General features: G+C 66.5%; 15 protein-coding genes. 5 read left to right on the forward strand and 10 right to left on the reverse strand.

All coding sequences use genetic code 11. From position 1 onward, the window contains the following. Positions 1-2 precede the first annotated feature (2 nt). Positions 3-1,646: a type VII secretion protein EccE gene (gene eccE / locus Q7X29_RS06890; RefSeq protein ID WP_316573562.1), complete on the reverse strand. Its 1,644-nt coding sequence runs from the start codon at positions 1,644-1,646 to the stop codon at positions 3-5. Between the two features lie 83 nt (positions 1,647-1,729). Here eccE and eccB point away from each other — a divergent pair, with 83 nt between their 5' ends. Beyond that, positions 1,730-3,217, forward strand: a complete 1,488-nt coding sequence (gene eccB, locus Q7X29_RS06895; RefSeq protein ID WP_316573563.1) for a type VII secretion protein EccB — start codon at positions 1,730-1,732, stop codon at positions 3,215-3,217. Here eccB and Q7X29_RS06900 read toward each other — a convergent pair whose 3' ends face one another. The 3 genes from Q7X29_RS06900 to eccD all read right to left on the reverse strand — a co-directional run bounded on the left by Q7X29_RS06900 (position 3,218) and on the right by eccD (position 6,914). Further along, positions 3,218-3,985, reverse strand: a complete 768-nt coding sequence (locus Q7X29_RS06900) for a potassium channel family protein (protein ID WP_316573564.1) — start codon at positions 3,983-3,985, stop codon at positions 3,218-3,220. A gap of 65 nt (positions 3,986-4,050) precedes the next feature. Beyond that, complete coding sequence (gene mycP, locus Q7X29_RS06905; RefSeq protein ID WP_316573565.1) at positions 4,051-5,451, reverse strand: type VII secretion-associated serine protease mycosin; 1,401 nt, start codon at positions 5,449-5,451, stop codon at positions 4,051-4,053. Continuing rightward, on the reverse strand, positions 5,448-6,914 hold the full coding sequence (gene eccD, locus Q7X29_RS06910) for a type VII secretion integral membrane protein EccD (protein WP_218717709.1): 1,467 nt from the start codon (positions 6,912-6,914) through the stop codon (positions 5,448-5,450). The genes mycP and eccD overlap by 4 nt, the downstream gene beginning before the upstream one ends. A gap of 185 nt (positions 6,915-7,099) precedes the next feature. On the opposite strand from eccD, the gene eccCa reads away from it, so the two are divergent. From eccCa to Q7X29_RS06930, 4 genes are all read left to right on the forward strand, one after another. Then, on the forward strand, positions 7,100-11,134 hold the full coding sequence (gene eccCa, locus Q7X29_RS06915; protein WP_218717710.1) for a type VII secretion protein EccCa: 4,035 nt from the start codon (positions 7,100-7,102) through the stop codon (positions 11,132-11,134). Further along, a complete protein-coding gene (locus tag Q7X29_RS06920; RefSeq protein ID WP_316573566.1) occupies positions 11,116-12,579 on the forward strand; it encodes a type VII secretion-associated protein in 1,464 nt (487 codons plus the stop codon). The genes eccCa and Q7X29_RS06920 overlap by 19 nt, the downstream gene beginning before the upstream one ends. A 124-nt stretch (positions 12,580-12,703) precedes the next feature. Beyond that, positions 12,704-13,042 (forward strand): WXG100 family type VII secretion target, encoded by a 339-nt coding sequence (locus Q7X29_RS06925; protein ID WP_316573567.1) that lies wholly within the window; start codon positions 12,704-12,706, stop codon positions 13,040-13,042. Positions 13,043-13,083: 41 nt separating this feature from the next. Further along, the gene (locus Q7X29_RS06930) at positions 13,084-13,389 is read left to right on the forward strand and encodes a WXG100 family type VII secretion target (RefSeq protein WP_316573568.1); all 306 of its coding nucleotides are present in this window, start codon (positions 13,084-13,086) and stop codon (positions 13,387-13,389) included. 65 nt (positions 13,390-13,454) lie between these two features. Here Q7X29_RS06930 and Q7X29_RS06935 read toward each other — a convergent pair whose 3' ends face one another. The 6 genes from Q7X29_RS06935 to Q7X29_RS06960 all read right to left on the reverse strand — a co-directional run bounded on the left by Q7X29_RS06935 (position 13,455) and on the right by Q7X29_RS06960 (position 21,235). Beyond that, a complete protein-coding gene (locus tag Q7X29_RS06935; RefSeq protein ID WP_316573569.1) occupies positions 13,455-14,636 on the reverse strand; it encodes a DUF7373 family lipoprotein in 1,182 nt (393 codons plus the stop codon). Positions 14,637-14,640: 4 nt separating this feature from the next. Then, complete coding sequence (locus Q7X29_RS06940) at positions 14,641-15,873, reverse strand: DUF7373 family lipoprotein (RefSeq protein ID WP_316573570.1); 1,233 nt, start codon at positions 15,871-15,873, stop codon at positions 14,641-14,643. 15 nt (positions 15,874-15,888) lie between these two features. Beyond that, complete coding sequence (locus Q7X29_RS06945) at positions 15,889-17,481, reverse strand: serine/threonine protein kinase (protein ID WP_316573571.1); 1,593 nt, start codon at positions 17,479-17,481, stop codon at positions 15,889-15,891. Between the two features lie 92 nt (positions 17,482-17,573). Continuing rightward, positions 17,574-18,788 carry a DUF7373 family lipoprotein gene (locus tag Q7X29_RS06950; RefSeq protein ID WP_316573572.1) on the reverse strand — a complete coding sequence of 405 codons (1,215 nt, stop codon included), beginning with the start codon at positions 18,786-18,788 and terminating at the stop codon, positions 17,574-17,576. Positions 18,789-18,791: 3 nt separating this feature from the next. Beyond that, on the reverse strand, positions 18,792-20,015 hold the full coding sequence (locus tag Q7X29_RS06955) for a DUF7373 family lipoprotein (protein WP_316573573.1): 1,224 nt from the start codon (positions 20,013-20,015) through the stop codon (positions 18,792-18,794). A gap of 11 nt (positions 20,016-20,026) precedes the next feature. Further along, entirely contained in the window at positions 20,027-21,235 is a 1,209-nt protein-coding gene (locus Q7X29_RS06960; protein WP_316573574.1) for a DUF7373 family lipoprotein, read from the reverse strand. Positions 21,236-21,245: the final 10 nt, after the last annotated feature.

The following is a 21,245-nucleotide window of genomic DNA, read 5'->3' on the forward strand; positions in this document are numbered from 1 at the left end:
GGTCAGGCAGGTGCCATCGAGCGTTGCCCGCGCGGCTGGCCGATGTAGGTCGCCTCGCGCGGGATCGACACCAGGGTGAGGTTCACCCTGGTGGTGCCGGTGCGCAGCACCACCCGGTTGCCGATCGCGCCCGGCTGGAAGATCTCCAGATCGGGGCGGGACGCGGGCCAGCCGTTCGGATCGCCGGTCAGGTAGACGGTGGTGACACCGGCGTGCGGCGCGGGGGCGAGCACACCGTCGACGACGGTGGCGGTGAAACCCGCGTCGGACTGGTGTGTTTCGACCGCGATGGTCAGCCGCTCCGGATTGCCGACGGTGTTGACCAGGTGCTCCCAGGCGTGCGCGCGATCGGTCCGCACGAGCACCCGCTCGCCGACGGCCAGCGCGCGGAACACCAACTGCTGGGCCAGATACAGCTCGCCGGCCACGTAGACCGAGGAGATACCGGCGCCGATGATCCTGGTGGCGACGCCGTTGCCCTCGTCGTCGGAGCCGAGCAGCTGGCCGCAGCCCGCCGACGGCAGGTGCAGCGCGCCGATGACATCGATCGGGTATTCGGTGGTCGGCACGGTGTCGTCCACCCCGGGCACCGCGATCGGCAGGTGCGCGAGCAGGGCGTCGCGGTGGCGGCCGTTCATCGAGATCATGCCCTTGGACGCGGTCTTCTCCGGCAGCTCCCGCGCGGTCAATCGCCATGCGGCACCGACACTCACCGACTCGGCGTCGCTGCCGGGGCGCAGCCGCACCGCGACAGTCGTGCCCCGCGAGGGCGCGACCCACAGCTGGGCGAGCAGATCCGAGCCGAGCTGCTTGGGGTCCACCGCGCTGCCGATATTGACGGTGTTGCCGATCTCGGCGAACTTCCACCGCTGGGTGAGCGTGCGCGGGTCGAGGCCCGCGGTGATCTGCTGGACGGCCTTGCGGATCTCGGGCGCGGTGAGGATACGCGCGCTGCAATCGGCGTCCTCGAGCGTGCGCATGATCCGCTGGGTGGCGATGGTGACCGCGCGCGAGGCGCCGTCGGTACCGCCGCCGCGCCGGGCCGTCGCGTCGGGGCATTGCACCGAGTCGTAGCTGATCGCGAGCCAGACCGTGCGGTGCGCGGTCGCGGGTAGCGGGCCGAGCAGAGACTCGTAGATCGCGCCCGCGGGCGTGCCGGAGCGGCTGCGGTGGCCGTGGCTGATGATGTCGATGCCGCTGAGCAGGATGTCGTGCTGGTGCAGACAGGCGGCCAGCTCGGGCAGGGGGAGCAGGTGGGAGGCGTGCACCGCGGTGCGGGCGATCCTGGTCAACCCGCCCTTCGGGGGCAGCACCTCGACCACGGTGACCACCCGGCTGCCATCCCAATACAGACCGAGCGAGCGGCCGTCGGTGTCACGGAAGTCGACGGTGTCGCCGAGGGTGTACTCGCGCTTGCCGAGATAGCGGCGGATCGTGCCGATCCAGTCGAGGATCGTGCGCTTGCCGATCGGGATCAGCGGCACGATCGCGACGACGATCGCGATGCCGAGAGCGGGGAAGGGGCCGAGGCCGCAGACCAGAGCCAGGAGCCCCACGGTCAGGCCGAGCACCTGCGCGATGAGCAGCTGCGGCAACGTGATGCGACCGAACAGTGGACGTGGACCAGCACCGGTGTACTCGGCCATTGGTTCCTCCCCCGAATGTGAACAAGTGCTGCCGGGAACTGTACTGTGTTGCCCGGACGAGAGCACTGTTCGGGGGAGGAACCATGCCTTCAAAACCCACCACACGCTGGCAGGTCAGCGGCTACCGCTTCCTGGTGCGGCGGATGGAGCACGCCCTGGTGCGCCGGGATGTGCGCATGCTGCACGATCCGATGCGCGCCCAGTCCCGTGCCTACGCGGTGGGTTTGGTGCTCGGCCTGGTGGTGCTGGCGGGCTGCGGCATCCTCGCGCTGCTGCGCCCGCAGGACAAGATCGGCGACAACAAGATTCTGATCGGCAAGGAATCCGGTGGCGTCTATGTCGTCATCGACAACGTCGTGCACCCCGCGCTCAACCTGGCCTCCGCCCGGCTCGCCGCCGGTGAGGCGGCCAAGGCGGTCATCGTCAAGGAGTCCGAGCTCGGCAAGAAGCCGCGCGGTCAGCTGATCGGCATTCCGGGCGCGCCCTCGTCGCTGCTGTACGACAAGGACGGCAAGGGCAGGCAGTGGTCGGTGTGCGACCAGCTCAAGTCCGACGGCACCGCCGATCTGACCACCTCGGTGCTGGCCGGTTCGCTCGATCTCGGCGACAAGGCCTCGGCGATGCCGACGAACAAGGCGCTGCTGGTCAAGGCCAAGGACGACGTCTTCCTCGTGTTCGACGGCAAACGCGCCAAGGTCAACATGAACGACCCGGCCGTCACGCTCGCGCTCGGGATCTCCGGTGTCACCCCGCGCACCATCAGCGAGGGCGTGCTCAACGCGATTCCCGAGGTCCTGCCGATCATCGCACCGGTCATCGACAACCCCGGTGGCGTGCCGTCCTACAACGTCAGTGGTCACAAGATCGGCGATGTCGTCCAGGTGTTCAACGCGCCCAACCAGGACTACGTGGTGCTGCAGGACGGTCTGCAGCCCGTCTCGGCGCTGACCGCCCAGATCATCCGCAACTCGGTCAACTCGACCATGCCGGGCACCACGATCCAGAACACCGAGCGCACCTACGCCAAGGAGTCGCGGGCGCTGAAGGTGGACAACTACCCGAAGGAACGACCGGTCCTGATCACCGCCAAGGATCAACCGGTCAGCTGCCTGTCCTGGAAGCCGATCCCCGGCGCCATCGACAACAACGACGCCACCGCGCGCGCCGAACTGACCGTGCTCACCGGTATCGACCTGCCCATCCCGGACAAGGCCAAGCTGGTCAGCCTCGCCCAGGCCGACGGCTCCGGCCCGAAGGCCGACTCGGTCTACATCCCGCCCGCCTCGGGCGCCTACGTCCAGACCACCGGCATCGAACCGGACAGCCGCCGCAAGGACAGCCTGTTCTACATCGCCGACACCGGAGTTCGCTTCGGTATCAAGAACTCCGACGCGGTGAAGGCACTCGGGCTGGAGAACGTGAAGGCCGAGCCCGCGCCGTGGCCGATCGTCGGGCTGCTCGCGGGCGGCCCGAGCCTGGGCCGGGAGGACGCGATGGTCGCGCACGACGGCGTCGCCCCTGACTCGTCCCCGGCCAAGCAGCCGGTGGCCACCGTCGCCAACAGCAAGTAGTCAGCCGACCGGCGGCGATTGCGACCGGGCGGCGCGCAATTCGGCGACCTCCGAACGCAACTCGCGCACCTCGTCGACGAGTTCGGCCAGCGTGCGTTCGGCGCGGTCGGTCGCGTCGTCGACGGTCTTGAGCTGCTCGACGACCCAGCTGGTCATGGTGCCGATGGCGAAGGAGATCAGGCCGATGCCCAGCGTCATCAGGACCAGTGACACCAGCCTGCCCTCGCTGGTCACCGGGTAGACGTCGCCGTAGCCGACCGTCGTCACCGAGACCGCCGACCACCACAGCGCGTCGCCGAAGGTCTCGATCTTGCTCTCGGGCGCACCGAACTCGGCGTCGAAGAAGGCCAGACTCGACAGCAGCAGGATCAGCAGCGAGCTGGTGCCGACGAAGGTGACCAGGCGCGTTCGCGGGTGCGTCGCGCGATTGAGCGTGTCGAGCAGCAGCAGCGCGGCGCGCACCAGACGCAGCGGACGAAACGGCGGCACCAGCACGACGAGCAGGTCGAGCGGATGCTTGCGGACGAATCGGCGCCGATCGGTGGACAACCGCAGCCGGACCGCGAAGTCCACCGCGAAGACCGCCCAGATCCCGACATCGGCCCACACCAGGCAGGCGTCCAGGGTCGGCGAAGCGTCGGTGTCGAGCACCCGCCACGCGTACAGCAGCAGGAACAGCACGGCCAGCACCATCATCGGCAGGTTGGTCGCCTGCTCCCACCGCTGCCGACGGGTCTGCGGGCGCTGCTCTGTGGTCAACGGATCCATACTGCTACCTGGGTCGACGGGCTGCGCGGAGTGCGCTCGACCAGGACGGTACCGCGTCCGCTCCCTCAGGTGTCCTCGCGTACTCCGAATCGACGCCGGATCGGGAACGAGGCGAGCATGCCGAGCACGAACAGCAGCCCGACCACGCCCGCGCCGATCAACCCGACGTTCCTGGCCGTGTTGTCCGGCACCGGGGCAGGCGCGGGAACCGCGAGCTGCACCTGCTTGGCCGGCGACGGCCGCTTGGGTGGCAGCGCCCCGGTGACCTCGGCGGTGAGCGCCGCGATCGGATCGACGCTGCCGTACCCGATGTACTGGTTCCAGCCCTCGGCGGGCGCGTGCGCGGTCGCCTGGATCCGCTTCATCACCTCTTTGGCACTGAGCTCGGGGAACCGCGCGCGCACCAGCGCCACCACCCCGGACACCAGCGGTGTCGCGAAGCTGGTGCCGCTGATCGGGCTGGTCTGGCCCTGCTGGTTCACCGTTCCGGTCGCGGTGCCGGGCCCGCGCGGGTTCAGCGAGGTCATGTTCTCGCCGGGCGCGGCGACGCTGAGCCACGGCCCGGCGACGGTGAACTTCGACGGTGCGCCGTTCGCGTCGATCGAACCGACGGCCAGCACGTACTCGTCCCAGCGCGCCGGGCTGACGTTCATCGCCGTCTTGGTCCACGGGTCGGCGTTGGGCTCCAGCGGATCGACCACCGTGTTCGCCGTCTTGCAGGTATCCGAATTACCCGCCGCCACCACAGGAACCGCGTTCTTGACCTCGACCGCGTACTGCAGGGCCGCGCCGATCGCGCGGTCGTTGACGTCCTTGTTGGTGCCACACCAGACTTCGGAGACGTTGATGACGCCCGCGCCCATGTCGGCGGCGCGCCGGATGGCCGAGGCCATCGTGTTCAGGTTGCCGTAGCCATCGGGCAGGTCCTCGGGCGCCTTGTTCCGGTTGGCGCCCTCCTTCTGATACATCTTGCTGGTCTGCCGGATCGTGAGGATGCGAGCCTCCGGCGCCACTCCCGCGAATCCCTGGCCGGGCACCTGGGTCGCCGCGATCAAACCGGCCACGAAGGTGCCGTGCGCGTCGCAGTCCTCGGCACCGTCACCGGAATTGGCGACGAAGTCGCCGGCCGCGATCATGTCGGGCAGGCGGTCGTGCCTGCTCACGCCGGTGTCGATCACCGCGATCAATTGGCCTGCGCCGCGCGAGAATTCCCATGCCCGAGCCAGATCGAGGGACCGTTGCGCGTCCGGGATGGCTGGCCCGTCGCCACCGGTGGCCACCGTGGTGCACACCGCGTTCGAGCCGACTTCGGTCTTCTCCGGCGGCGCGGCCGGATCGCCCGCGGGCAGATTGGCGGGATCGGCGGCGGGCGGCCGGTCGGCCGAGGCGGGCGCCGCGCCCAACCCGAACGACGCGCCCACACCGAGCGCCACGGCCGCCGCCGCGACGCGCAGGCTCGCGTTCACAGCCCGCGAACGAGGGAGTAGAGCTCGGCGACCCAGAACACCAGCGGCAGCACCGCGGCGACGAACGCGTACTCGAGCAGTTCGACCGCCCGGCGCATCGGCGGCGTCGCCGACTGGTTCGGCACGATCAGGCCGATCACCAGCGCGGCGATCAGGATCGCCAGCGCGGCGCCGAAAACCACCAGCGGCTGGCGCATTTCGAGCGCGACGCCGATCAGCATGATCAGCACGATCGACGCGCCACCGGCGATCAACACGATCGCCTGCTCGGCGCCGGCATAGGTGCGGCTGCGGAACATCAACACCGCGGCGCACACCAGCGCGAGCGCGATGCCGGGCCAGTACGGGTCGTCGGCGGTCGCGTCGATCGCCAGCAGCGCGCCGACGACGGTGACCAGCGTGGTCGCGGTGACCAGACCGGCGAGGTAGTTGCGGGCCCGCTCCGACCGGGCGCGCAACGCGTCCAGAGTGGGCAGCGCGCGATGGTCGTCCGGGTCGTCCTCGGTCGGATCGATCGGGGTGCCGGGGGAGGGGACCGGCGGCAGCGGCAGCTTCGCCAGCAGCATCGACACCCGCGGCGACAGCGAGAGCCCGAGGAGTCCGACCGCGGCGACGACCGCGCCGATGGCCTTGACCGGCTGGTCGGTGAGCAGCCCGACCAGCGCCGCCGGGATGACGAACACCGAGATCGCGGCCGCGCCGATGAACAGCGCGAGGCCGACCCCGGTGACGCGCCAGGCCAGCACGGCGGTCGCGCCGAACAGGGTGGCGCCGAGCAGCAGATGCGCCCAACCGTAGTGATCGGGCACCACCAGCATTCCGCCGGTGAACGCGGTCGGCAGCGCGCAGCCGCCCAGGACCAGCGCGGCCGAGGTGTCGCCGTACATGCGGCTGAGCACCGTGCCCGCGACCACGCACAGGATCGCGACCAGCAGCGCGAGCGAGCCGGTCACCCAGAACGGCAGCGCGTCCGGGGCGGCCAGCAAACCGAAGCAGCCGACCAGCATGGTGACCGCGGCGAGCACCGAACCGGTGATCCGCGCCGTCTTCGGGGTCCAGCTGCGGTAGTGGTCGGCGTCGGCGATCGCGACGTTGTACATGATGTCGTCGAACAGCGGCGTCGGCGCGGTGTGCGAGGCGCTCTCCAGCATGAGGAGCTCGCCGTCGCGCACCCCGTGCTCGCCGAGACTGAGCGAATTCGAGAACGGCGGATGACCGATGCGCGCGAGCACCCATTCGGCAGGCTCGTAGCGCTCACCGTCGTTGTCGAAATCGTTGGAACGGCTGTGCTGGGCGACCATGTCGACCACGCTCGGGATGACGAGCGCGACCGGTACGTCGACCGGAATCGCCATATCGACCTGCGTGTGCTTGGCCAGAATCGTCACCCGGGCCAGATCCGGTGCGCGAACAATGCCGCGCGCGGAATCCTCCTCGAGATGATCGAGTCGCGCGTGCGTCAAAACTCCCCCAACTCCGTCTCTACCTCGTGTTTCCGCTCGACCCCTCGGGCGATCGACAGTTTGCGGAACTCACCGTTCGGACAGCAGAATGCCTGACGAACCATACGACATGTCGGCCGCGACCTCTACACTGAGCCCGTCGCGAGGGAAGACAGCGAATAGTCAAGCAGGGGGAGTCTTCGACCATGAGCACAGTACGGTTCCAGCGCCGTGCCCGGCGCGAGATGCCGCGCACGCCGGGCGGCGAGGTCACCCTGCAGCCACCGCCCGAGATCCCCCGGATCACGCCGGGAAACCTGCTGATGAAGATGATGCCCGTCGTCATGGTCGTGGGCATGGTCGGCATGATGGCGCTGATGTTCACCCAGGGCAGCGGCATGCTGTCCAACCCGATGTCGATGATGTTCCCGCTGATGATGATCATGTCGATGGTCACCATGTTCGGCCAGGGCAGCGGCAAGGGCGCCAAGGCCGCCGAGGCCAACGAAGATCGCAAGGACTACCTGCGCTACCTCGACCAGGTCCGTAAGGACGTCGACGAGACCGCCAAGCAGCAGCGCGCCGCCGTCGAGTGGAGCCACCCCGAGCCCGGCCTGATCTGGATGCTCGCCGGCACCAGCCGCATGTGGGAGCGCCGCTCCGGCGACAAGGACTTCTGCCACGCCCGCATCGGCCTGGGCGGTCAGCGCCTGGCCACCCGCCTGGTCGCCCCGGAGACCGGCCCGGTCGAGGAGCTCGAACCGATCGCCGCGGTGTCCCTGCGCCGCTTCGTCCGCGCCCACTCCACCGTCCCCGACCTGCCCACCGCGATCGCGGTGAAGGGTTTCGGCACCATCGCCCTCGACGGTGACCGCGCCCAGGCCCGCGACATGACTCGCGCGATGTTGTTGCAGCTGTGCATGTTCCAGGCTCCCGACCAGGTGCTCGTCGCCGTGGTCTGCGGTCCTGACACCGCGCGCGAGTGGGAGTGGACCAAATGGCTCCCGCACACCCAGCACCCCGAGGTCTCCGACGGCATCGGCACCCAGCGCATGTTCTACGGCTCCATCCGCGAAGCCCTCAGCAGCCTGCACCCGCTGCTCGGCAACCGTGTGCGTTACTCGCGTAACCAGCCGAACAACCCGAACCTGGTGCACGTGGTGATCGTCGTCGACGGCGGCCTGCTCGAGGCCGAGGACGACCAGCTGCGCGAATCCGGCTTCGAGGGCGTCACCATCATCGACCTGTGCAATTACGCACCCCGCCTTGCCGTTTCGCGCGGCATCAAGATGGTCGTCGAAGACGGCGAATGCCTCGGCCGCGGCGCCACTGGCAACCAGGAACGCTTCGCCACCATCGACCGGGTCAGCGCCGAACAGGCCCAGCAGGCCGCCCGCCGCCTGGCCCCTTACCGCGCCGCCACCCAGCGCAGCAGCGACGTCGAGACCGACGAGTCCGAGACCATCTCGACCTGGTCGCAGCTGATGAACCTGGGCGACATCGGCAACTTCAACCCGGCCAGCGCCTGGCGCCCGCGGTACGGACGTGAGCGTCTGCGCGTGCCGTTCGGCCTCGGCGCCGACGGTGCTCCGGTCGAGCTCGACATCAAGGAAGCCGCCGAGAACGGCATGGGCCCGCACGGCCTGTGCATCGGCGCCACCGGTTCCGGTAAGTCCGAGTTCCTGCGCACCCTGGTGCTCAGCCTGCTCGCCACCCACTCGCCCGACCAGCTCAACCTGGTCCTGGTCGACTTCAAGGGTGGCGCCACCTTCCTCGGCCTCGACGGCGTCCCGCACGTCGCCGCCGTCATCACCAACCTCGAAGACGAGGCCGACCTCGTCGACCGGATGAAGGACGCCCTGGCGGGCGAGATGAACCGCCGCCAGGAGGTCCTGCGCCAGGCGGGCAACTTCGCCAACGTCTCCGAATACGAGAAGGCCCGCGCCGCCGGCGCCGACCTCGACCCGCTGCCCGCCCTGTTCGTCGTGCTCGACGAGTTCTCCGAACTCCTCACCCAGCACCCCGATTTCGCCGAGCTGTTCGTGATGATCGGCCGCCTCGGCCGCTCGCTGCACGTGCACCTCCTGCTCGCCTCGCAGCGACTGGAAGAGGGCAAGCTCAAGGGCCTCGAGTCCCACCTGTCCTACCGCATCGGCCTGAAGACGTTCTCCGCCAACGAGTCCCGCCAGGTCCTCGGTGTCCCCGACGCCTACAACCTGCCCAACTCGCCCGGTGGCGGCTACCTCAAGGCCGACTCCGGCGAGATCCAGCGCTTCCAGGCCTCCTACGTCTCCGGTCCCTACGTCGGCGGCGGCTCACAGCGCGAGGTCACCAGCGCGGGCATCGTCGGCGGCGAAATCGACGTCAACGCACGCCCGTTCAGCGCCAATCACGTCGCCTTCCGCACCTCCGACCGCGTGCCGGTGGCCCCGGAGTCGACCTTCGAGCCCGAGCCCACCGGCGACGACGGCGATCAGATGTCGAACCTGAACATGCTGGTCTCCCGCATCACCGGCCACGGCCGCCCCGCCCATGAGATCTGGCTGCCGCCGCTGGACGAGGCGCCGACGCTGGATCAGCTGAACCCGCGCTCGATCATCACCGGCGAGTACTCGCCGATCGCCACCCTGCGCGCCGCTATCGGCATCGTCGACCGTCCGTACGACCAGCGTCGCGACCCGATGATGCTGGATCTGTCGGGTGCCCGCGGCCACGTGGCCATCGTCGGTGGCCCGCAGTCGGGTAAGTCGACGGCCCTGCGTTCGCTGGTCATGTCGATGTCGATGACCCACACCGCCGAGCAGGTGCAGTTCTACTGCCTCGACTTCGGTGGTGGCACGCTGTCCAGCCTCGAGGGACTCCCGCACGTCGGCTCCGTGGCCAACCGCCTGGACCCGGACAAGGTGCGCCGCACCGTCGCCGAGATGAGCACCCTGGTCCGGCAGCGCGAGCAGCGCTTCCACCAGCTGGGCATCGAGTCCATGGTCGAGTACCGCCGCCTGCGCGCGATGGACCCCAACAGCAGCCCCGCCGCGGCCGGCGCACACGCCGACCCCTACGGTGACGCGTTCCTGGTCATCGACGGCTTCGGCACGATCCGCCAGGACTACGAGGCCCTCGAACAGCAGATCACCAACCTCGCCCTGCAAGGCCTCTCCTACGGCGTGCACGTCGTCATCGGCCTGTCCCGGTGGATGGAAGCGCGACCGGCCCTCAAGGACCAGATCGCCACCCGCATCGAGCTGCGCCTGGGTGACCCGATGGACTCCGACATCGGCCGCAAGTTCGCCTCGCTCGTGCCGCAGGGTCGTCCGGGCCGCGGTATCACCCCGGACGCACTGCACATGCTGATGGCCCTGCCCCGCGTCGACGGCAGCTCCGACCCGCTCGACCTGAGCGCCGGCGTCGCCCACGCGGTCGAACTGATCGCCCAGCGCACCCCCGGCCGCCCGGCCCCCGGCACGCGCACGCTGCCGGACCTGCTGGACCGGACCGAGCTGCTGCGCGGCATGCGCAACTGGCCCGCGGAAGTCGACCGGTCGCGTCCGAACATGCTGGTGCCGATCGGTGTCAACGAGTCCGAACTGGCGCCGGTCATGCTGAATCTGGCCGATACGCCGCACTTCCTGGTCTTCGGTGACAGTGAATGCGGTAAGACCGCGTTGCTGCGGGGAATTGTCCAGGGTCTCGTCGAGTCGAACGAACCGTCGCAGGCCAAGATCATCCTCGGCGACTACCGGCGCACCCTGCTGGGCACCATCGAGACCAATCACCTGGCCGGCTACGCGCCCTCGGCGGAGGTGCTCACGCCGTTCGTCCAGCAGGTCGTCGGGATTCTCAAGTCCCGGATGCCGGGTGCCAACATCACCCAGCAGGAGCTGCGAGCGCGATCGTGGTGGACAGGTCCCGAGCTCTACCTGATCATCGACGACTACGACCTGGTCGTCACCCCGTCGGGTAACCCGCTCTCGCCCCTGGTCGAATTCATCCCGCACGCCAAGGACATCGGCTTCCACCTGATCATCGCCCGCCGCTCCGGTGGCGCGTCGCGCGCGCTGTACGAGCCCGTGGTGTCGCGCATGCGCGACGTCGGTTGCATCGGCCTCGTGATGAGCGGCAGCCGGGACGAAGGCCAGCTCTTCGGCACCGTGCGCGCCAGCGCGATGCCTCCGGGGCGAGGAACCCTCGTGACCAGGAACGCGATCGATCTGGTGCAGTTGGCATGGGCACCGGCCTTGTGACCGACATCGACGTCGTGGTCGGTGATGCGCGCGTCCTGGCGCGCACCTCGGCCCGGCACGTGGATGTCGTTCCGACGGTGATGCCGGTGCCGAACGGCATCCTGGTCGGCGCGCCGACCGGCCCGTCGCAACCGGCGGTCTCGGCGCTGTCGCTGGCCGACTCGGCCTGGATCGGCTATGAGCCGCACCCGCTTTCGATCACCGCGGCCACCGACGCGGTGGTCGACGATGTCCTCGCGGGGGTTGCGCCGACTCCGCCCGGCGCGAGTATCGGTGTCGCACACCCCAGTTCATGGTCGACGGCGCGCCGCTCGATCCTGGCCCGCTCATTCGCCAGGTACTCGGGTGCGGTCACGTTGGAACCGATCGCCGCCCGCGTCGCCCGGCTGCGCCAGACACTGGCGACCACCGAGTTCGTCGTTGTCGTCGAAATCGACCCGCTGGCCGTCACGGTGAGCGCGGTCGACCGTTCCCGGGACCAGATCTCGGTCGCGGCCTGCGAGCACGAACCCACCCTGGGCGCGGGTGACTGGAACGACGACGACATCGATCGCCTGGCGGCCATGATCCGCGAGGTCTCCGACGGCTCCCGCCCGACATCGGTACTGGTCGTCGGCCCGGCCGACGACCACCTGCTGGAGCGCTTGCGCGAGTTCGCCGCCGAAACCTGGACCACCCAACCGACCCCGCTGGTCCAGCCGCTGGCCTTCACCGCGCTGCTGCTGCCGCAATCCGGACTCACCGACGACCGGGCGCGTCCGATCCCGGCACAGAACGCCGAATGGGTCGGCACCCTCCGCGAACGCGCCGCCGCCGCAGCACCCGAACCGCGCCTCGGCACCGCCAAAATCCTTGCGGCAGCAGCGGTATCGCTGGTGGTCGTCACCGCGGGCATCGTCGCGGTCGTGGCCACCCGCAGCACCGATGCCGACGCCGCGGAGGCCACCGTCGCCCAGACCACCTCAACCCCGACACCGGCGCCCCTGTCGCCGAAGCCGTCGACCACCCAGCCGACCGCTGCCCCTACCCAGCACGCGCTGGGCCGCGTCAGCTTCACCGTCCCGGCCGGCTGGCGCCTGGCCACCGGCTCACCAGCAGACCGCGCCGCGCTCGTTCCGCAGACAGCCGCCCCCGGCCGAATTACTGTGACGTACAACACTGTCGCGGACCAGGCTGGATATGATGAAGTGCTTAGGGACATCACCGCGCGGATCTCGCGCGCCGAGCCCGGGCGGTTCGGTACGCCGGAACGCGATGTGGTGTTCGCCGGGCGCCGGGGGATCGGCTACCAAGAGCTTCCTGGCGACGGTTCCGTCGTCAGGTGGTACGTCCTTCTCGACCATGGCGTCCAGACCAACGTCGGCTGCCAGCACGGCTCGGGAGGATGGGGGACTGTCAGTACTGCGTGCGAGGAAGTGATGCGATCAGTGTCGATCTCGCCGTAGGTTTCGGAAATTTCTCCGAAAGATGATGGAACCGAACGCACCGTCGGTGCGTCGAACCTAAGTAGAAGGGCTCAGATCGCCAGCAGGGGGGTCTGGTCCACCTTGACCACGAAGGAGCCAGAAGATGGGTTTCAACGCAACTCCTGACCAGATCAGGACGTTCTCCGACAAGATGAACCAGAAGCACGCCGACATCCAGGGGATGATCACGCGCGCCGAGGGGCATGCCAACGACGTCAACAACCCCTCCTTCCAGGGTGAGGCCGGCCGGGCGTTCCAGACGTCGATGCAGGAGTACCTCAGCAACGCCAAGCGTCTGAACGACGCGCTGGATCAGGCTGCTGACACCGTTGGGCAGATCGCGGGGAAGATCACCGACGCGGAAGTCGACAACGCTGCGCAGATCATGAAGAACAGCGAGTCCTCCGTCCCCCAGCTGAACATGACCACCACCACCACCTAACTCCGCAGCTAACTCCGCGACGACTTTCGAAAGGATTCACCATGGCTGACATCGGTTCAATCAGGTACGACTTCAACGCGATCAACGACGCCGGCGCAGGTCTGCAGTCTCAGGCGCAGAACATCACCACTGCTCTGCAGGACTACGAGAACGAGTTCCAGCGCTTCATCGAGGAGCACTGGTCCGAGGGTGAAGGCTCGACCGCCTTCGCGATCATGCAGACCAAGTGGCAGCAGCAGTCGATGGACCTGAACACGAGCCTCCAGAAGATCGGTGCCACGACTCTGTCGGGTTCCGAGAACATGAAGGCGACTGACGTCGCGCTCGCAAGGATGCTCGAGGGCTGACCGCGGGATTGAAGGCGGGGCGGGTTCAGGCTAGCGCCTGAACCCGCCTTCTTCGTACTCCAAACTTATTCAGTATTCGCGAGAAGCTTATATTGGGCCGCGGTTCGCTGATAGGTATCTTGCAGGTTGGTGCCGACTACTCTCGCTACATATCTGCCCACGACAATCCTGCACTGTGGTCGCAAGTTGCTGTATGTTTCATCTTCGATATCGACGGCGTAGCAGGCTGACGTCGGAATATTCGGGTGTGGAGTCGGTGGCATGAGGCCTGTCAGATCGTGGGCGCCGCCACCGAAAGCGGCTGAAAGTCTATCGGCTGCTTTGGCATCTCTAGCACGGTAGACGATGGCACCTCTGGCATCCGAAACATAATCTACACCGGCGTCCTCGAACGCTCTCGATATATCTAACGGACGTTTGGTGGACGATACAACTGCGCGTGCAGGGTATACCTGTGGAACATTGGCATTCTGTTCACTCGGAATGGTGCGACTGAGCATGCCATCGATGTCGAAGGGGAGTGTGGGTATATCGTGCAGCGGGGTTCTGTGATAATTTGGCAGCAGGCCTATCTGCTTATCATAGAATTTCTTGACTATATTTGAGTAGTCTGAGAAGTCTGGCGGTCGACTTACGGGATCGTCGATCTGCATATAGATCAGTATGTCGTCGTGCACAAGCCAAGAGCGCATCTTGGCGCCACCGAACGGATCCTGGCCCAAGATCTTGGTTAGCGCCGCCGGATGTCCGGGGATTGGGTAGGTATCGCCAGGAGTGCGGTCGACAAGCTTTTGTGCCGCGTTGCGGGCACTGTCGGAAGTCTCGAATCGGAGTGTGTAGGTCTCCAGGTTTCGACCAAGGGTTGGCCACTGGCGGCGTTGTCCGAATGTGCGCCATCCGGCTACCAGTCCGGGGACTTCGTTGGCGAAATCCCTTTCCTTTATTCCAGTAAACTCGAAATACGGTGGCTCGTCGGCTGTCACGCGTTGCCGGTACCCAAATATCGAGCCGTACGCGAATCGGTCATCGTATTCGAAGGGGATGGGCGTATGGTCGGCAATGTTCAATGCTTCACGGATTGCGCCAGACTGTGGAGTTCTGACGGAGGTGATGTCTATTGGCGAAGTCGGATAATTGCCGGAATCCAGCTTCGTGATGTCGATCGTGGTGGTGGAATCCTGCGAGTCGCCGCAGGCACTACTGAAGATGGCGGCAATCGCCAGTGTGACCGCCAGGGCGTTGCGCATTTCGTCACTCGCATTTCTTTAGAATTGCGTACTGTGCGGCTGTCCGTTCCTGCAATGAATGATCGACTTGAGCGGTCGAGTAGAACGAGGTCTGTGCGACGACGGCGACGTACCGATCGTAGACCACGGCGCACATGAGATCGTAATTCCGGCTAGGGTCAGGAGTATCCAGTCGCAAACATTGTGCGTCGGCGATGCCCGGTGGTGGCTCCAGGGCTACATCATTCTTACCTCGCCTGGACAGAAAAGTCTGCAATTGGAATGAAGATGCGAGATCTTTGGTTCGATAAACGGTGCTCCCGCGCCGTGCGATCAGATCAACGCCGGTTTCTTCGAATTTCTTGCGGGCTTCGGCTGGATTTCGTTCGAAATGTAGCATTCCGGCAGGTTGGAAATAGCCGTAATCCTCATCCGATTGAGACGAGTCGCGCTTTTGGTCTCGGACCATGGTTCGACGTACGAGGTTCTCTGGATCGAGTGGCTGGTCGAGGACGTCGTCCAGGGGAATCGGATTCTGTTGATCCAGCGATCGAACTTGCATCCCGAGGGTGTCCTCGACCGATATTGCGAGCTTTTCGGTGCCGGGCGTGGAGGTCCTAACTTCGGTCATCACGATGTAGGGGCCATGCGCAAGCCATGTGACGATCGTTTTGTCGTCGCTTGTGGACGACTTCGCGGTTGGATATCTGGGAGTATCGACTCGGCGCGGATTCGACGCCATCGTAATTCGGTCGAGTTCTTCGGTTGTCCGCGCGCTCACAGTGTCGGACGCGAATCGGAGAACCGCGATGGAGATCGATTTCGGACTGCGCACACTGCCGTTGGACTGGCTAGTTGAAACGCCCGTGACAAACTCGACGCTGTCCTTGAAAACGCGCAGATGCTCGTCGTGTATTCCACCCACGGTGGGGACGGCGTTCTGATCGCCGAAAATGCGGGTACGCCCGGGCACCTTGAGGTCTGGGTCGATGTCTATCGGATGTGCGAGAAAGTTGAGGAGACGCCGCCCCTCGACGAGCCGAACCTGCTCCGGACCTCTTGCTCCAGATTCGATTTCGAACGCGATGGGCTCCGTTTGAAAAGGGCCGGTTCGCAAAAAGTTGGAGTCCACACCGGTGGCGCCCGGAACTGGATTTCCTGTGATCTCTGATCCGCATCCTGTGCTTGCGGTGGTAACGATCCCAACGACCAGTGCTGCGCGCAGGCCGACCTTCAACCAAGACGATTCGGTGGTCATTGTGAGCACAACTTTCTATTTCATCGCCTTTGCGATGGCAGGAACGACCTTTTCGATGAGAATCTGCTGGGATTGGTCACTCCAGACCTGGAAAGCCTGAACGGCTGACGGGTCGTCGATGACCACGACATCGCCTCTTCCGCTGGTCAAGGAGTAGGGGAGTCCGCGGAACCCTCCATTGCCTGCCTGGCTGTCGGTCCGAAAGACAATGACCACATCAGTGTCATTCTTGACGCTGTAGTCTCCAACGGACAGCGGGCGGGGAGATTTCTCGTCGCCAACGGCCTTGTATTGCGAGTTGTAGTCGAAATCCAAGTCGCGCAGGAACTTCCACTGATCGCTCGGATTGAGCACCACGGAGAGTGACGAGTTGCCGAAGTTGTAGGCGGTGACGGTTTTTCCGCTGAACTCAGGGTGCTGGGTCCGGACTTGCGCCATCGGGTCACCGCCGCCGCCACTGGGTGAACTTCCGGATTTGGCCATGATGAGGATGCCCGTTCCGACCAATGCCGCGACGACCAGTGTGATGATCCCGGGCACCAGCAGCTTTCGGCCCCGCTTCGGCCGATGGGGCTTCGGATTCCGGGCAGTGAGTATGTCGTTTTCGGAGACGCCGCCCGTCGGGGGTGCATAGCCGACGACAGCGCGGCTGGGATCGGTGCCCCATTGCGGGGATACGACATCGGTGGCGGCGGTGACCGGGCCGTTGATCGGCATGCGTGGGGCAGTGTTGAACCCCTGGGACGCCGGCGCCTGCATCGGCGCGCCGAACAGGGCGTTGTGCGCGTCTTGGATGAATTCGCGGCAGGTGTTGTAGCGGTGAGCTGGGTCCTTGGCCATGACCTTGGCGATGACGTGGTCGATCGCGGGTGGGAGGTCGGGGCGGACGGCGGTGACTCGGGGTGGGGGCTCGTGGAGGTGGCCCATCATGACCATGGCCGGGACCGTGGCGGGGTAGGGGTTCTGGCCGGTGAGCAGTTTGTAGAGGGAGCAGCCGAGGCTGTAGATGTCGGCGCGGTGGTCGAGCTTGGTGCCCATCAGCTGCTCGGGGGGAGCGTAGGCGACGGTGGCCATGAAATTGCCGGTGGCGGTGAGGTCCTGGCCGTCGTCGGCGGATTTGGCGACGCCGAAGTCGGTGAGCAGGACGCGTTCCTCGTCGCCGTCCTCGGCCGCGGCGATCATGAAGTTGGCGGGCTTGATGTCGCGGTGCAGGAGGCCGCGGCGGTGCGCGTAGTCGAGGCCCTTGCCGACCTCGCCGATGATGCGCAGCGCTCGGTGCGGGGGCATCGCGCTCGGGCCCTTGGCCACCTCGGCGGAGGCATCGGTGCCGTCGACGTACTGCATGGCGATCCACAGCTGGCCGTCCTCGTCGCCGCGGTTGTAGACGGCGACGATGTTCGGGTGGTCCAGGCCGGCGGCGAGATTGGCTTCCCGTTCGAACCGGCCCCGGAATTCGGGGTCGGTGGACAGGTCGCCGCTGAGGACCTTGAGGGCGTCGCGGCGGGGGAGGCTGGGGTTCTGGGCGAGGTAGACGGTGCCCATGCCTCCGGCGCCGAGGACCTTGATCACTCGGTAGCCACCCACAATTGCGCCGGGCCGCAAGGCCATTCGCGTCTCCTCAATCCTTCGCGCGCCCCGCAGTGCACGTTCCAACAGGGCAATCTAGCAGGTGCTGTCGCACCCCACAGTGCTCGTGCGTGTCAGCTGAATCCGACCAGCAGCTTGTACTGTGCGGCGGCCCGCTGGTAAACATCCTGCAGGTTGGTGCCGGATACGCCGAACACATATCGACCGATCACACCGTGACACGTCGGGGGTGCGTCGGACGCGTACTTCACTTCGGGTTTCGCATTGAAGCAATGGACGACCGGAAGATTCGGCGGCCCGTCGACCTTCATGTAATCGGTATCGCTGGTCGTTTCGTTGTCCAGCGCCGCGCGGAAGCGGCCTGCCGCAGCCTCGTCGCGCGTGCGGTACACAGATCCGGTGTCGAATGCCACGAGGTCGACCCCGGCGTCGGTGTAGGCGGGCACCATGATCGCGGGATGCTCCTCGAGATGCAGAACAGCCTGGAGCGGATAGGCCGCGGAGCTGCTGGTTCCCTTCTTCGGGCGCTTCGCCGCCTCGGTCGGCAGCACATGACCCAAAAGGCCCTCGGTGTCGAGCGGCAGCTTATCGATCTCGTTCAGCGGCGTCGGGGTGTACGTGCGGAGCATCTCGAGCTGCTTGTCGAAATATTTGCGCACGACTTCGGCGTCCGCGGCCGGGTCGTAGGGGAGACCGATCGGATCGGTGACGTCGATGGACAGCAGCATGTCGCCGCGGACCAGCCAGGCGCGCAGGTGCTGCAGCCGCAGCGGGTCGGTTTTGACCTCCAACTTGGCCAGGCTGTCGGGGTAGCTCGGAATCTGATAGGCCGAGCTCGGCGTGCGGTTCGACAGTTCGGTCGCCGCGAATTTCGCCTGATCCGGCGTCGAGAAGCGCAGGGTGATCGTCGAGACTTCACGGCCGGCGTAGAGCTGGTCCCGCCGATTCGCGGAACTGTCCCATCCGGCGACGACACCCGGAACGACGGTATTGAAATCGGTGGATTCGATTCCCGAGCCGCTGAAGTACGGCGGGTCGACCGCGGTGATGTGCCGACCGCCGCTGAATCCGGTCGCGAAGATGAAGCGCGGATCGAATTGGGAGGCGATCGGAGTCGCGGCGCCGATGCGGATCGCCTCGCGCAGGGCACCCGAGGTCGGTACCCGACTGGGCTCCAGGTCGACCGCTGTCGTCGGGTAGTTGCCGGAATCCAGTTTGGTGACGTCGACGGCCGGTGCCGACGGTGTGGCGGCGTCGGAGCCGCCGCACGCGGCCAGTGCGAATCCCAGGGTCAGCAATGCGCTGCTCAGGCGAAGTTTTCGCGTCATCGTCTACTCGCTCTTCTTCAGGATCGCGTACTGCGCGGCGGTCCGTTCCTGCAGTGTCGCGTCGACCTGCAGTGCCGCACGTGACGATGTCGCCAGTGACATGACCACGGCGACGTAGCGTCCGTAGACGACGACACAGATCCCGTTGTAGCCACGGTTCGGGTCCGCTTCCTCCAGCCGGAGGCATTGGGCGTCGGCGATACCGGGCGGTGGATCGAGCGCACTGTCGCTCTTGCCCGGCTTGGCGAGGACGGTCTGGAGTGCGAACGCGGCCTCGACATCGCGGGTCCGGTACACGGTGCTGAAACGCCGACCGACCAGGTCGACGCCGGCCTTCTCGAATGCCGCGCGGGCTTCGGCCGGGTTCCGTTCGAAGTGCAGGATCCCCGACGGCTCGAAGGTGCCGAAGTCCTCTTCGTGGTAGCTCATGCCGTACGGGTCGCCCGCCGGTGACTTGCCGGTCGCCCGGCGCATGATGCCGTCGGGATCCAGCGGCAGGTCGAGCAGATCGTCGGGGGCGATCACCCGGTACTTGTCGAGGGCGGGAATCTGCAGGTCGAGGGCCTTCTTGATCTTGGTGGCCAAGCCGGCCGGATCGGAGGTCTCCTGCGACATGCTGACGGCGATCACGAACGGACCGTGCGCCTGGAAAGCGCTGACCGCGCTGCCGTCCTTGCTCGATGCGTTCGCCTCGGCGTAGCCGGGGATCGTCACCGGCTGGCGGGGATTTTCGCCGGTGGTGCTCACCTGGTACATCGCGGCGGCGGCGTTCTTGCTGTCCTGCGCGGTGGCGAAGTGCAGCACGCTCAGGTGCATTCCCTTGGAATCGCGCACGCTGCCGTTCGTGCGTGCCCCGGTGACGCCGGCGATGAAGTTGTTGTCGGTCACCGCGGCCTTGAACTGTTCGGGCAGGCCGTCGTCTTTCGACATGTCCGTGCCGTCGGCGAACACCCTGGTCGTGTCCCGCTTGGTCAGTTCTGGGTCGACATCGATCGGCTGGATCAGAACGTTGAGCAGTCGTCGCCCCTCGATCAACCGGACCGATTTCGCCGTGTCGGAGTACTTCAGCTCGAAGGTGGTCGGCTCGGTGACGGTCGCGCCGGTCTTGAGCGTCGCCAGGTCGACCGGTGTCATGCCGGGCTTGGCCTGGCCGGAAATCGGTGCCGCGCATCCTGATCCGACGACCAGGACGGTGAGCAGCCCGGCCAGCCGCAAGGTGTTGTTCATCTCGGGCATCCTCATCGGCGGGTGAGCAGAACGTATTGGGCGGCGACCTGCTGATGGAGGTCCTGCAGGTTCCCGTCGCGGATCTGCGCGGCGTAGCGGTCGACCTGCAGGTAGCAGATGTAGTCGGAGGTCTTCACCTCACCCTGGGACTCGTAGGTGTTGGCCCGGCACGCGACCGCGTCGGCCAGCTTGTCCGGCGCCGAAGCCTCCTTCGAGTCCTCTTCCGGCTTCTTCCACTCGTCGACGAGGGCCTTCGCGCCCGCCGTCGTGGTGGACCGGAAGACGACCGAGTCGCCGAAGGTGATCAAGTCGACGCCGTTCTTGGTGAAAGTGTTCAGCAGATCGGCGTCCGGATCGGCGAACAGGCTCAGTGCCCCACGGCCGGTGAAGTATCCGTCGGGCTGCGCGCGGACCGGTGCCGACGGATCCGAGGGCAAGGTCCGCCCGAGCAGCCCGGTCGGATCGAGCGGGACGCGTTCGAGCTGGTCCGACGGGGTCGGCACGAATTTGTCCAGGAGTGGGATCTGCACCGCGAGCGCTCGTTCGACCTGTGCGGTCAGCGAGGCCAGATCGGGTGCCTTGGTCTCGTCATCGATCTTCATGAAGATCACGTAGCGGTCGTGGACCGTCCAGGAACCGATCGAGGAGACCGACGGCCGCCAGTGCGCGTAGGTCTTCGGGTACTTGGTGATCGACACGGATTCGTTGTCGGCGTTGAAGGTGAAGTCGTCGTGCTCGAGGGTCGGACCGACGGTCTCCGCGGTCTTGGCATCGGGGAAGATCAGGACCGAGAGGTTGAGGCTGCGCCGCGGCTCGCCCCCGCTGGGACCGGTCGCCCAGGTGTTCAGCCAGCCGGCGACCAGATCCTCGGCGACCTCGTCGAAGGTGTCGTTGATGATGAGCTTGCCCAGGCCCTTGCGATTCAGCACGATCTGCGTGGGATGGACCAGCGATTCCCGGCGATTGTCGTAGACATAGGCGGGGTCGATCTCGAAGGGGACGGCCACGTGGTCCGCGAGCCGCTGCGCCTCCCACGCCCGCCCCTGGTTCAGGCTCTTGGCGTTGCCGACCGTGCGCGGCTGGGTCTGGTAATTGCCGAAATTCAGGTTCGACGAGTCCGGCTCGGTGCGCGTCGCGCTTCCCGATACCTGCGAGCCGCAACCGATCACGGTGGCGGAAACCACGACGGCGACTGCCGCCTGAACCGCTACGCGCGCCATCGTTGCACCA

The organism is Nocardia canadensis, assembly GCF_032656385.1.
In the GTDB taxonomy this organism is placed as follows: domain Bacteria; phylum Actinomycetota; class Actinomycetes; order Mycobacteriales; family Mycobacteriaceae; genus Nocardia; species Nocardia canadensis.